General features: G+C 59.2%; 11 protein-coding genes. 6 read left to right on the forward strand and 5 right to left on the reverse strand.

All coding sequences use genetic code 11. The features are described from left to right. The first annotated feature begins 157 nt into the window (after positions 1-157). On the forward strand, positions 158-1,564 hold the full coding sequence (locus JJB09_RS03285; RefSeq protein WP_201653061.1) for a DUF1254 domain-containing protein: 1,407 nt from the start codon (positions 158-160) through the stop codon (positions 1,562-1,564). Between the two features lie 18 nt (positions 1,565-1,582). Continuing rightward, complete coding sequence (locus tag JJB09_RS03290) at positions 1,583-2,614, forward strand: DUF1254 domain-containing protein (protein ID WP_201653064.1); 1,032 nt, start codon at positions 1,583-1,585, stop codon at positions 2,612-2,614. Positions 2,615-2,706: 92 nt separating this feature from the next. On the opposite strand, the gene JJB09_RS03295 is transcribed toward JJB09_RS03290, so the two are convergent. Then, positions 2,707-4,320 (reverse strand): arylsulfatase, encoded by a 1,614-nt coding sequence (locus JJB09_RS03295; RefSeq protein WP_246748562.1) that lies wholly within the window; start codon positions 4,318-4,320, stop codon positions 2,707-2,709. A gap of 694 nt (positions 4,321-5,014) precedes the next feature. Here JJB09_RS03295 and JJB09_RS03300 point away from each other — a divergent pair. The 3 genes from JJB09_RS03300 to JJB09_RS03310 all read left to right on the forward strand — a co-directional run bounded on the left by JJB09_RS03300 (position 5,015) and on the right by JJB09_RS03310 (position 7,046). Then, positions 5,015-5,788 carry a hypothetical protein gene (locus JJB09_RS03300; RefSeq protein WP_201653069.1) on the forward strand — a complete coding sequence of 258 codons (774 nt, stop codon included), beginning with the start codon at positions 5,015-5,017 and terminating at the stop codon, positions 5,786-5,788. A 186-nt stretch (positions 5,789-5,974) separates the two neighbouring features. After that, positions 5,975-6,499 (forward strand): GreA/GreB family elongation factor, encoded by a 525-nt coding sequence (locus JJB09_RS03305; RefSeq protein ID WP_201653072.1) that lies wholly within the window; start codon positions 5,975-5,977, stop codon positions 6,497-6,499. 76 nt (positions 6,500-6,575) lie between these two features. Further along, positions 6,576-7,046, forward strand: coding sequence for an NUDIX hydrolase (locus JJB09_RS03310; protein WP_201653075.1), 471 nt, complete (start codon positions 6,576-6,578; stop codon positions 7,044-7,046). A gap of 78 nt (positions 7,047-7,124) precedes the next feature. On the opposite strand, the gene JJB09_RS03315 is transcribed toward JJB09_RS03310, so the two are convergent. Continuing rightward, complete coding sequence (locus JJB09_RS03315) at positions 7,125-7,673, reverse strand: DUF1254 domain-containing protein (RefSeq protein ID WP_201654141.1); 549 nt, start codon at positions 7,671-7,673, stop codon at positions 7,125-7,127. A 2-nt stretch (positions 7,674-7,675) separates the two neighbouring features. Beyond that, positions 7,676-8,257: a DUF1214 domain-containing protein gene (locus JJB09_RS03320; RefSeq protein WP_201653078.1), complete on the reverse strand. Its 582-nt coding sequence runs from the start codon at positions 8,255-8,257 to the stop codon at positions 7,676-7,678. Between the two features lie 450 nt (positions 8,258-8,707). Here JJB09_RS03320 and JJB09_RS03325 point away from each other — a divergent pair, with 450 nt between their 5' ends. Further along, a complete protein-coding gene (locus JJB09_RS03325) occupies positions 8,708-10,585 on the forward strand; it encodes a calcium-binding protein (protein WP_201653081.1) in 1,878 nt (625 codons plus the stop codon). Positions 10,586-10,630: 45 nt separating this feature from the next. On the opposite strand, the gene JJB09_RS03330 is transcribed toward JJB09_RS03325, so the two are convergent. Both JJB09_RS03330 and JJB09_RS03335 read right to left on the reverse strand, forming a co-directional pair. Next, positions 10,631-11,311 (reverse strand): spermidine synthase family protein, encoded by a 681-nt coding sequence (locus tag JJB09_RS03330; protein ID WP_201653083.1) that lies wholly within the window; start codon positions 11,309-11,311, stop codon positions 10,631-10,633. Positions 11,312-11,378: 67 nt separating this feature from the next. Continuing rightward, on the reverse strand, positions 11,379-12,098 hold the full coding sequence (locus JJB09_RS03335; protein WP_201653086.1) for an AAA family ATPase: 720 nt from the start codon (positions 12,096-12,098) through the stop codon (positions 11,379-11,381). Positions 12,099-12,245 lie beyond the last annotated feature (147 nt).

Here is a 12,245-nt window from a genome sequence, read left to right on the forward strand (position 1 = left end):
AGATTTCAGCCGGCGCGGTTTTGTCGTTCAAATGGCGGCCCCTGACGTTTCCGGCCAGCGGCCGCGCCCGATGAATTTACACCCATGTTACCGTAACGTTACTTGGAATCGCCTTTAGGCATCGGTTCACTGTTCCAGCATAGCTGGAGAATTGCCAATGCTGACGAGACGGACCCTTCTAGCAGGCGTAGCACTGTCCCCCTTGCTGCCCGGAATGCTGCAGGCGAACACTGAGCTGTCGCCAGAACAAGCCCGCGCCATCGCCAAGGAAGCCTATATTTATGGCTTTCCGCTGATCGATAGCTATCGCATTCAATACTCCTATTTCGCCGATACCGGCGATCCCGAATACAAGGGTGCCTGGAATGCGCTTCACAACACGGCGCGTGTCTACACGCCCGACGACAAGGCCATCCAGACGCCCAACTCGGACACGCCGTATTCTTTCATCGGCGCCGACCTGCGCGCCGAGCCCCTGGTGCTCACAGTGCCTGAAGTCGACAAGGGCAGGTACTACTCGGTCCAGTTCATCGACATGTACACGTTCAACTTTGCCTATCTGGGAAGCCGGGCCACCGGCGACGGCGCCGGGACTTACATGCTGGCCGGACCGAACTGGAGTGGCGAAACACCCCCCGGCGTCAAGGACGTGATCCGATGCGAAACGGAGTTCGCTTTCCTCTTGTACCGCACGCAATTGTTCGATCCGGCGGACATTGAAAACGTCAAGAAGATACAGGCCGGCTACAGCGTCCAGCCGCTTTCCGCTTTTCTGGGCAAGCCGGCACCCGCTGCCGCGGCGAAGATTGACTTCATGAAGCCGCTGAGCCCAGGCGATGAACGGACGTCGCCGCAATTCTTCAGCCTTCTCAACTACATCCTGCAGTTCTGCCCCACCAATCCGTCGGAAAAGGAGATGATGGAGCGCTTTGCACGGTTGAACATCCGTGCGGGCAAGACCTTCGATCCGAAGGCGCTTTCTCCGGAGCTGCAAAAGGCGGTCGAGGCGGGGATGGCCGATGCCTGGACGTCGTTCAATGAGTACAAGAAAACCGAACTCGACACGGGCAAGCGCTCCAGCGCCGACGGATTCGGTACACGGGCTTTTCTGAATGGCAGATATATGGACCGGATGGCGTCCGCCGTCCTCGGGATCTACGGAAATTCGAAGGAGGAGGCGATCTATCCTGTCTATTTCGTCGATGCCAAGGGTGGCAAGATCGATGGCGCCGGCAATCGCTACGCAGTGCGCTTCGGACCCGACGGGCTTCCCCCCGTCCATGCGTTCTGGTCGCTCACGCTCTATGAGTTGCCCTCCAGCCTGCTGAGCGCCAATCCGCTCCACCGCTATCTGATCAACTCGCCGATGCTGCCCAACCTCAAGCGGGATGCCGATGGTGGCATCACGCTGCATATCCAGCACGAGACGCCTGGAAAGGAAATGGAAGCGAACTGGCTGCCGGCACCTGCCGGACCGTTCTTCATGGTCATGCGTCTGTATTGGCCCAAACCCGAAGCGCTGGATGGCCAATGGAAAGCCCCGGCTCTGGAACGCACGAATTGATTTGGAAGGGATGATCATATGTTGACCAAATTCATCACAGCAACTGCAATGATTGTGCTGCTATCCGGTGGTATCGCACGTGCCCAAAGCCCCGATGGCGATGTCATCCCGGTCACGCCGGACAATTTTACCCGTGCCGAAAGCGACCTCTATTTTGGAAACGTCGGTAAGGACAATGGCTTCGGGAAATTCAAGCACCATCGCGAACTCAGCCCGATTGACAAGCAACAGGTGATCCGGACGAACCGGGACACGCTGTATTCGGCTGCCGTCTTCGATCTCGATGCGGGTCCCGTGACTATCACGCTGCCGAAGGCGGGCAAACGCTTCATGTCGATGCAGGTGATCGATGAAGACCAGTACACGCAATTGGTGGCCTATAGGCCGGGGAAGTACATCTTCACGAAGAAGAAGATCGGCACCCGCTATGTACTCATCGGGATCCGGACGCTCGTCAATCCGCAGGACTCCGAAGATGTCAAGAAGGTGCATGATTTGCAGGATGCGATCAAGGTGCAACAGAAGGCGTCGGGCAGTTTCGAAGTTCCAAAATGGGATCAGGCAAGCCAGGCCAAAGTCAGGAAGGCGCTGCTGGAGCTTGCCGCGACGCTTCCCGACACCAACCGCATGTTCGGCAGGAAGGGGGAGGTGGATCCGGTTCGGCGACTGATCGGCTCGGCATCTGCATGGGGCGGAAACCCGCAGAAGGACGCGACCTATCTGAACGTCACCCCTGAAAAGAACGACGGTACGACCATATACAAACTCAAGGTCGGGGATGTTCCCGTCGACGGCTTCTGGTCGGTCAGCGTCTACGACGCGAATGGCTACTATCAACCCAACCCGCTGAACGCCTACACGCTCAACAACACTACGGCGCAGAAAGAGGGCGACGGTTCGGTGAACATTCAGTTCGGCGGATGCGATGGCAAGATCGCCAATTGCCTGCCGATCACCAAAGGCTGGAACTACATGGTGCGGCTTTACAAGCCAGGGAAGGAAATCCTGAACGGCAAGTGGTCGTTTCCGGTTGCAAAGCCCCAGGGATGACCATGCCCGTGGCCGGCGCCCGGAATGACGTCACGCCACGATAATCGTGGGCGGTCCGAAAGGACCGCCCACCGCAACCGGCTGGCAGAGCCTTACTGCCCGCCGCGCTTCCGCATCGCCTCGGCGATCTGCGCCTTTACGGCACTCAGGCCAAAACTTGCACCCGCCTGCATCGGAGGATACTCGATGGCGGTCTTTGCCAGCACTTCGACTTTCTGCTGGACCAGCACGAAGCGCCAGAACTCGAACTTGTACCATTCGAAGTATTCGAGCGAGCCTGTATTACCCTTCATAAAGGCGGTGCGTTCAAACGGGTCGAGACGGAGATTGACAACTGTCGGAGCACCCAGGGTGATGGTGTCACCCAGCCAGCCGTCCGGCTGTTCCTTGAAGGTATATTTGTAGTCGTCGATACGCGCCGCTCCGAGTGTACTTTCGGCGAAATACCAGAGTTCGTGCCGGTTGGACGGTCCACTGCCGGAGATCAGGCTGGTCTGGTCGTAGCCATCCAGGTGGACTTTGTAATGCGTGCCGTTCAGTTCCTTGCCGGCTCTGAGTTCAACCGCAATGTTCGGATTTCCGGCCGCAGCAACGAGGGTCGGGAACCAGTCCATGCCAGAGATAAGGCCATTGGAGACTGCTCCCGCCGGTACGTGCCCGGGCCACCAGACGATTGCCGGAGCCCTGAACCCACCTTCGTAGGTCGTGCCCTTGCCTCCGTAGAACGGAGTTTGCCCGCCATCCGGCCAGGTGAAGTTCTCGGTGCCATTGTCGGTGGTGAACATGACGATGGTGTTGTCGGCTACGCCCATATCCTTGAGCTTCTGCATGGTGGCCCCGACGATGTCGTCGAGTTGCGCCATGCCGGCCTCATGGATGGTCCAGCCGTTTTCGGAGTTGCGCATCTTTTCGTATTTTTCCGACAGATGCGTAACGATGTGCATTCGGGTGGGATTGAGCCACATGAAGAATGGCTTGCCCTCGGCCTTTGCCTTGTCGATAAACTTGAACGACGCAGCCTGGATTTCGTCGTCGACCGTCTCCATGCGCTTCGGATACAGCGTGCCTGCATCTTCGATCCGCTGTTTGCCAACCTTGCCCCAGCGTGGCATGACGGTCGGATCGTCGACTTCGGTTGCCCATGAATGGACCATGTTGCGCGGACCGACCACGTTGAGCAATTCTTGCGGATAGCCGGGATGCGCCGGGTCTTCCATCGCGTCCAGGTGGTAGAGGTAGCCGAAGAATTCATCGAAACCATGGTTGGTCGGCAGGAATTGATTGAGGTCCCCGAGATGGTTCTTGCCGAACTGGCCCGTGGCGTAGCCCATGTCCTTGAGCACTGTGGCTATCGTCGGGGCCTCGGCGGGTATCCCGATCGGCGAGCCCGCCTGACCAACCGTGGTCATGCCGGTTCGTACCGGCAATTCCCCCGTGATGAAATTCGCCCTGCCTGCGGTGCAACTTGCTTCCGCGTAGTAGTCGGTGAAAATCATACCTTCCGCCGCCATCTTGTCGAGATTTGGCGTGCGGCCAGCCATCATCCCCCGGTTATAGGCCCCGATGTTCCATATGCCGATGTCATCGCCCATGATGACGACGATGTTGGGTTTTTCCGGGGATTGGGCACTCACTGCATCGGGCAACGTCACCGATGCGAAGGCGGATGCCAACAAACCGAAACATAATTTACCTATGGAATTCATGGCTAGAATTCTCCCTAAGGTTGTGAGCATTGAGGTGGATGCGATACCCGCGCGAGCCATCGAAACGCGAAATCGTGTTGCATTCTTGAACTTCGATGATGGGCGTGCGGTTATGCGAATGCCTGCACTGCGGATTTTCTGCTTCAGTTCAATGAGAAGAGATGGCGTGCGAAGAATAAGGTATCGCGCCGAGTTCAAGAGAAATGTGCGAACAAACCCGGCATGTCCTGGGCGCTACAGCAAGAAAAACCATTCTGGAGTGTTTCCAGACGGCGATGGTGAGCGCATGGCCGGGCGGAGTCAACTTTGTAACGGTAACATAGGGTAAATGCGGTGGACTTGCGGACGGCCTGACCACGTATGCTTTCACATGCTGCCGGATGGCATGTCTCTACTCTTGGCTGTCTGGTTTCGGCAGAACATCTTGAACGCCCGCCACTCTGAACCTCGCGGCGGTACGCGCGTTCTCCAACGCGATGCCACCCTTCCATGCCGGACAGATTGACTTCGTGTGGTGCGCTGTCTACTTTAGAACCATGTTGATGACAGGATCATATTCGCTCAGGGAGCCTCTGCGTCTCAAAGCAGGAACCTGACCCGGCCGCGCGTTGGCGCGACCGGGGTGATCCATCTTTCCCATGAGTCAGGGCTCTCTCGGCAGCGGTTCGCTGGGAGCATTGGTCAGGTCATCGATATGCATGAAGTTTTTGCTGTAAATAATTGGAATTCCGGTCAATTTTGCCTGGAGAGCCTCGCGCTGGCGCTGGACGGCGACGAAAGCAAGATGCCGCATTTCATCGATGCGCTGCGCTCTGCCAATCTCCCGGTCGGGTCTGTTGACTGCGGCAAGGTGATGCTTCGGCTGGAGGAAAGGATTGCCTTGGCGATCCTCCATACCTTCTCCAGCCGGGCAAATATCGATCCCTCGACAATGGCGGCAGCCTTGGGATTTTGGCCGCATGTTTGCGCGTCGATCTCGAGGTTCGTGGAGTTCCGCCCGACGCCGGATGCCGATGAGGTGGATCCGTTCCTGTTTTTCAGTCCGATTGCCATCGAGTCGATCCCGGTGCCCGTCGTCGATGAATATATCGACATCGTCCAGAACCGGTTTGTCATCTGGAGGAGACCGAGTTCCGATCCGACGTACCTGGCGCGTGCGCTGGGTGGTGGTGCTCCAGAGCCTTGCCATGATGGCGCAGAACCGAACTATCTCGATGCGCTGCAGAAACTGAAGGCAGCGCCGGTCTATGATTCCATCTCCCTCGGATATCTGGATGCAGGAGATTTCCGCCCGAACATCCACGCGCACCTGCCGGACAAGCGGGACGTTCTTCCCAGTTCGATCCACTGCCTCGCCAGATCAGCGACGTCGCTGGAGGATACCTATTCCTTCAAGGTGTCTGTGAACGTTTCGCTGGTGGCGCGTGAGATGAAGCGCCGCGCCCTGGGATTGCAGGTGCTCTCGTGATGGGACCTTGCTTCGGGAGAGATATGGCTCGTCGCCCACCAATGGTGAAGGGGCTCAGGCCATTGCTGCGTTATCTTCGCTCGGGACGCCTGGTCGCAGGATTGCTGCCCCTGGTCGAGGCCTAGTCCCGACCAGGGGAACCTCCCCGAAAAACATTCCGATAACAATTGGTCTGGAGGACAACCCATGTCCAGAGAAGCCTTCTGTCGACTGACAGCAGGGGATGTCAGCGTGCTGTTGAGCATGCTGGAGCATTACAGCGAAGAGCCAAGTGCGCTTACGGTACTCCTGCGGCGAAAACTCGCCCAAGCCGGCATCTTCTTTCGTGAAGACATACAAGCCGATGTCGTGACCCTGGATAGCCGTGTGCTTTACAGCCTCGACGGTCAGTCCCGCGGGCCGCGGCTTCTGGTCCGGAGCGCACCAATGGACCTGCCGCCATTCGCGCTCTCGGTGCATTCCATCGAAGGCCTCGCCCTGCTCGGGCTGGCCGAGGGTGAGGCGATCGAGGTCGATCCGGGTGATGGCGCCGTGCAGGTTCTGACGGTCGAAAAGGTGCTGTTCCAGCCCGAGGCAGCCGAACGAACCGCAGGCGCGAAATCAGAAGCCGACATGCCGGATGATGCTCCGAATGTCGTGAGTTTCCGTCGACAGCGGCCCCTGGTGTTTCACGTCGACCCTGACAACGATCCGGGACCGACCGCTGCTTGAACGATTAAATGGGGGGTCAAACCGTCTGTTCCGAGGCGACACGTCGGTCGCGCTCGGCCGCTGCATGGAGATTGCCGTGAATATACTCAACTCAGTCGATGTGGGTTTCATGGTTTCGAACGAAACCGCCTCTCGCGTCGGCGTTCTCCCATGGAGACTGTCGAAGACAAAGGAAGTCAGGGTGATGCTTGTGACACGTCCTGCCGACGAGGGCTGGACAATCCCCGTTGGAGATCAAATCGAAGGGACGACGAGCCAGCAAACTGCATCTCGAATGGCCTACCGGGCAGCCGGCGTGACCGGCGATGTCGGTCGTGATGCCATTGGAGACTATGAATATTGGGAGCCGGCCGACAATGCCGTAAACCGGCTCTGCGTCATCAGCCTGTTCGGTCTGCACGTGCGGGGAACGCTCGCGCCATGGCCGGAGCACAAGAAATGGCGGCGGCGCTGGTTCAGTATTGAGGAGGCCGCGTCAAAGACGAAAATCCGGGCACTGGCCGATTTTCTCAGCGGTCGATTCTCTCTACCCGGGCTGTCGCAATGACGCCTTTCCAGTCCGCCACGTGCCTATCCCTATCTCATCCGTGCAAATGCCCGGATTTTCCCGAGATTTGCCCAGCCCTTACTCCTGCTCGAAGCTTTCGCAGCTTGCGTCGGCGAGGAAATCCTGGGCGGCCTTGTCGTAACTTTGGGACGGGGCGAGCGTTCTGAGCACGACATAGCCTTCGGGGCGGGGCATCTCGATCAGCACGCTCTGCGAAATCACGTCCGGGTTGGACTTGCGGATCGCGGCAAGCTGGGCCGGCGAGGCGATGATGGCGTCGAGTTCGCCGCCCGTCGCTGAGCGGTCGTTCATCGAGAACACTTCGTTGGAGGAGGAATCGTAGACCGAGAACGACCAGAAGGGCACGTTGCCTTCGGCAAGCAGGTGCACCGGCTGCTGCTCGACGGAGATCAGGCAGGCGGCGGTCCGCAGGTAGGGATCGCCATTGGAAAAGCCCATTTCGTCGCGCTTGTCGCTGAATATCAGGAACTGGTCTTCGTTTTCATAGGAGCTCAGCCGGGTATAGGCGTCCAGTCCGGTAAAGGCGGGCAGGGCGAGGATGATGATCAGGTGCAGCACGGCGGCACCCAACAGACCCGTGGCGATGGCAAAAAGCGCCGGCCGCATCATCATGGGCAGCCTACCTTTCTGATCGACGGCATGGCAATGTCGAGCACGCCGGAGGAGCCGGCCGTCGGCGTGTCCAGCAGCGCCAGGACCAGGCGGAATGGCCGGCCGCGGCGGACCGCAAGCCAGTTGCCGGGCTGGGCGTTTGCCGAGATTTGGATGCGGAAACTGCCATCGGCCTGTCGCAACACGTTCCAGGCATTGAAAGCCGAAGGCAGATCATCGCCCGGATCGAGCGGTTCGTTTTCCGAATTGGCGGCAAACAGCGTCCAGAAGCGGGCCGGCGGCGTCTGGCCGCTCATCTCGTATGTGCAGGAAGCCGATAGCCTGCGGCCGTCGTCGTCGACATCGGCCTGGAACATCAGTCCTTCCGCCGAACCGAACAGCAACCGCCCGGCGCGCGCGCGGTGCGATTGTGCATAAGGGTCGGCGGCGGCCGTCTGTGCCTGCGGGAAAGCTGCCCATGGTCCAATACGGATCGAGCCGAAGCCGGATGAGGCGTTCAGCATCATCACGGCCGAGCCTATGCCCAGCCCGAAGGCGGTCAGCAGGGCAAGTGCGACGAGGAGGGGCAGGCGAAACATCAGGGGCGCATCGGGCTTTCTGGCTGGTCGTGACTGCCAGCGATATCATTGATTCCGGGCGGGGGGAATGTTGGCGGTTGCGCTTTGCGCGGTTTCTCGCTGCGAAAATGCCGAGTGGGACGCCGCAGGATGCTGCTTTGGCGAGCTTGTGCCGTGCCAAGCCGGGAGTGAAGACATATGGGCGAAACAAAAGCCGCAGAGAGTGGCTGGCATCGATGCCCCGCTGCCATATGACCGGACAAGGTCTTCTGTCAGGCGGCGGGTCGAAAGAGGTGATTTCCGCACAGCGCTCTTACTACCGACCGGCGTTCCGTAACGCCTGGATTTATGGTAAAGACGAGTTTGAAATAAAGGCGCTTTCAATAATGGGCCTTTTCTGTAGCGGGGGGCGCCTTCCATTGCATCGAGTGCGCCGGTGATCAGCCGGCGACAGTTCAATCGGAGCCCGACATGTCTTTTATCGTGTATGACGACTGGAGCGGCAATCCCGCCAGCTACAATGGCTTCCGAATGGATGTGATGACGGCTGTCTGGGGCACCAGCAAGCAACCGTATGTCGATGCCAACAATCTTCCGTTCATCGGCATCGGCTTCAACATGAAGACATCCTTTGCTGATTTCGAAATCATTGCACGCGGTGTGCTGGGCGCCGACTACACCACCAATCTTGTCAAGGTGCTCTGGAACGTTGCCATCGATGGCGCCCATCCCAACGATACGACGGCCAAGCTTCAGCAGCGCCTGAACGATGTGATGGACGACAACGATATCTACCGGAACTTCGAGTTTCTCGATGTTCGGGCAATGCGCGGCGTCCTCGATGCCCTCGCAGTGGTGCCCGAAAGCACATTGAACTGGATGGGTACGGGAATTCCCGTTTCGGAAGAACGTGCCGCGGTGTTCTCGGTGGCCTTCGAAGGGGCGGATGTTCAGGACATCCTCCAGCAGATGCTGGTCTACGGCGATCGCTTCCAGGCCTGGTTCGAAATGCGCTACGACACACCCAACCTTTCGGACCTCAATGCGGTGGCCCGGCGCGAGACGGCCATGCGGCGCTATGTGCAGTCGGACACGTTCGAGCTTTACAACGATCCGAACAATGTCGACTACGCCGAGGCTGAAAATGTGGCGCGCGGTTTCCAGAGCCAGCGCAACGCAATTCTGGCATATGAGCAGAAATACGACCCGACAGCCGCAGTAGCCAAGGCGGCGGCCCTCGGCGGCGCCCAGCTGACCGGCGACATTTACAATCAGCTGCAGCCGGCCATCGAGGCGATCGTCAAGGAATTCAAGCTTGCTGGTACCCACCTAGAGGAAGTGCTCTTCGTACGCCGTTCGGATGGCGCCATCAGCGGCGACGGCACCGTCTTTGACAGCAGCAGGAACGATGACGACCTGCTGATCGGGGACGACAGGGACAATGCGATCCGGGGCCAGCAGGGCGCCGACCTGGTATCGGGCCTGGCGGGCAATGATATGCTCAATGGTGGCGACGGCAACGATCGGATCGATGGCGACCACGGCAACGATCTGCTGAACGGCGCCAGCGGCAACGATATCCTCAACGGCGGCAACGGCAACGACACGCTAGCTGGCGGATTGGGCAACGACCGGCTGATCGGCGGGGCCGGAAACGACCGGCTGGAAGGCGGTACCGGCAACGATACCTATTTCCTGACGCCCCTTTCCAAGAGCATCCCGCCGGCCCCGACACCCAATCCCTCGCTCGTTGGCGGCAACAATGACGACGTTATCGTCGAGGCCGCCAATGCCGGCACCGACAGGGTGATCATCGACATGGCCGGCTCCTTCGACATCCGCAATGTCGAGCGGATGCAATTGACAGGCAACGTCAACGGTCAGGTTTCGCTGGTTCTCAACCAGTTCGAGCGCATCACATTGTCCAGCAAGGCCGACGACCTGACGCTGACCATCAACAAGCTGCAGAAGGATGCCATAGACATCGTCACCGGCGCCGGCGCCGACACGGTGCAGATCCGGCTCGCCCCGGGCATAGATCCTTCGCAGGTGCTGGACCACAAAGGGCTGACCGCACGCTTCGACTTTACCGATCTTACCGCCGCCGACACGATCGATCTGACAGCGCTGAATATCAAGAAGATCGTTGCCAGCGATCTGGACGTCACCCTCGACAGTGGATTCTACCTGATGGCGCCGGATGCCCAGATCCACCTGATGAGGAACGGATCGGAAATCAAGACCTACACCAATGATACCGACAGCTGGTTCGTTGTCCGGCTCGGCGATAATACGCCCTATGGTCCCGAGTTCATCGGCGATATCCACAAGGGCAATTTCGATATCTGAGCGCGAGGACTGTCCCACATGACAGGGCCGGCAACACCCTGGTCGTCAGCCGCCAGCCGGTTTCGTTGCCAGCCAGATCATGTGGCGGGCGCCGGTCTTGCCATTGGCGCGGATCGGCTTTTCCTCGACACTGAAGCCGGCGCGCTTGAGGCGCGTGGTGAATTTCGGATCCGGCCCGGACGACCACACCGACAAGACGCCACCAGGCGCCAATGCCGTAAGCGTAACTGCGAGCCCATTGAGGTCATAGAGCCTGTCATTGGAGGGGCGGCTCAATCCGTCGGGGCCGTTGTCGACATCGAGCAGGATGGCATGGTAGCGCCCTTTCGCCGCTGCAATCACCGCGCCGACATCGTCCTCGATGATCGAGACGCGTGGATCGGTAAGCGATGTCCCGTGGATCTCGGCCATTGGCCCGCGTGCCCAGGCCACAACCGACGGCACCAGTTCGGCAACATCGACGCCAGCCGTTTCCGGAAGCTTCGACAGGGCCGCGCGCAGGGTAAACCCCATGCCGAGCCCGCCAATCAGCATGCGCGGCGCCTTGTGTGCCGCGATCTTCTCGCAGGCGAACGTGGCAAGCGCTTCCTCGGATCCGCTCAGGCGACTGTTCATCAACTCGTTGGCACCAAGCATGATCGAGAACTCGTGGCCTCGCTTTTTCAGCCGCAAGGTCTCTTCCCCACCGGGGATTTTGGCCGTATCCAGAAGTGTCCAGGCGAGCATGACGAGAGCTTTCACATTATCGACGAAGGCTCTGCTCTACAGCTTCCCTTTGGCTGCCGCCAGCGTTTTACGCAGCCCGGCCCCAGCCGAACGCTCTGCGGCGACTGCTGCCTGAGGAGATCACCCGCACAGGCATCATCCGCATGATTTCGGCGGCAAGTTCCCGCGCATTGTTCTGCGCCTTGTCGAGGTTTGAAATCTTCTGCGGGTCGAGTTCGTAGAGCGTCACGCCCTTGTCGAACATTTCGCGATAGGCGGCGCGCTCGATCACCGGCGTTGCCAGCACGTTGACGCCGCGGCTCGCGAGCAGACCCTTGACGGCAAGGAGCGAATGGGTGGTCACCAGGGGATTGACGCGCGACAGCAGCACGGAATGCGGAATCTCGTAGCCGGTTTCCGTGCGGATCTGGTCGATCAGGTCGAGGATCTTCACTGCCCCCTTGGCATCCATCCCCGAGCCCTGGACGGGAATCAGCACCTGATTGGAGAGGGCGAGCGCGGTGGCTGTGAGCTGATTGCGGTCGCCGGCAAGGTCGATGATGAAGAAATCCGTTGCCCTGTCCATCTCGCGGATGTGACATTCCAGCGAGGCAGGCGTGACATGGTTGACGAGGGTTATCGCCCCTGTCGGGCGCGCCGTTTCATACCATTGGCTGAACCAGTGTTGCGGATCGCTGTCAAAAACAGTGACCTTGTATCCGCAATGGGCGAGTTCCACTGCAAGCAGTGCTGCGGCTGTGGTCTTGCCAGCTCCACCCTTGGTGTTGGCGATGGTGATAACTGGCATGAATTACATTCCTCGAGCAGTGATTTGCCATCGGATGATGGTGACTAAATCCTTGCAGGACATGGTTAATGAAGGGTTATCGCGGCTGGCCGGGAATTAGCGAATGAAATCTCAGTGTATCGCAGATTGTGCTAAAACGACAACTGA

The sequence above is a fragment of the Phytoamicus setariae genome, assembly GCF_016722925.1.
Taxonomy (GTDB): Bacteria; Pseudomonadota; Alphaproteobacteria; order Rhizobiales; family Rhizobiaceae; genus Rhizobium_E; species Rhizobium_E setariae.

Bases quoted from the DNA above. Each gene is read 5' to 3' on its own strand.
- JJB09_RS03285 (WP_201653061.1), top strand. From the start codon at position 158: ATGCTGACGAGACGGACCCTTCTAGCAGGCGTAGCACTGTCCCCCTTG.
- JJB09_RS03290 (WP_201653064.1), top strand. From the start codon at position 1,583: ATGTTGACCAAATTCATCACAGCAACTGCAATGATTGTGCTGCTATCC.
- JJB09_RS03295 (WP_246748562.1), bottom strand. From the start codon at position 4,320: ATGAATTCCATAGGTAAATTATGTTTCGGTTTGTTGGCATCCGCCTTC.
- JJB09_RS03300 (WP_201653069.1), top strand. From the start codon at position 5,015: ATGCATGAAGTTTTTGCTGTAAATAATTGGAATTCCGGTCAATTTTGC.
- JJB09_RS03305 (WP_201653072.1), top strand. From the start codon at position 5,975: ATGTCCAGAGAAGCCTTCTGTCGACTGACAGCAGGGGATGTCAGCGTG.
- JJB09_RS03315 (WP_201654141.1), bottom strand. From the start codon at position 7,673: ATGCGGCCGGCGCTTTTTGCCATCGCCACGGGTCTGTTGGGTGCCGCC.
- JJB09_RS03320 (WP_201653078.1), bottom strand. From the start codon at position 8,257: ATGTTTCGCCTGCCCCTCCTCGTCGCACTTGCCCTGCTGACCGCCTTC.
- JJB09_RS03325 (WP_201653081.1), top strand. From the start codon at position 8,708: ATGTCTTTTATCGTGTATGACGACTGGAGCGGCAATCCCGCCAGCTAC.
- JJB09_RS03330 (WP_201653083.1), bottom strand. From the start codon at position 11,311: ATGCTCGCCTGGACACTTCTGGATACGGCCAAAATCCCCGGTGGGGAA.
- JJB09_RS03335 (WP_201653086.1), bottom strand. From the start codon at position 12,098: ATGCCAGTTATCACCATCGCCAACACCAAGGGTGGAGCTGGCAAGACC.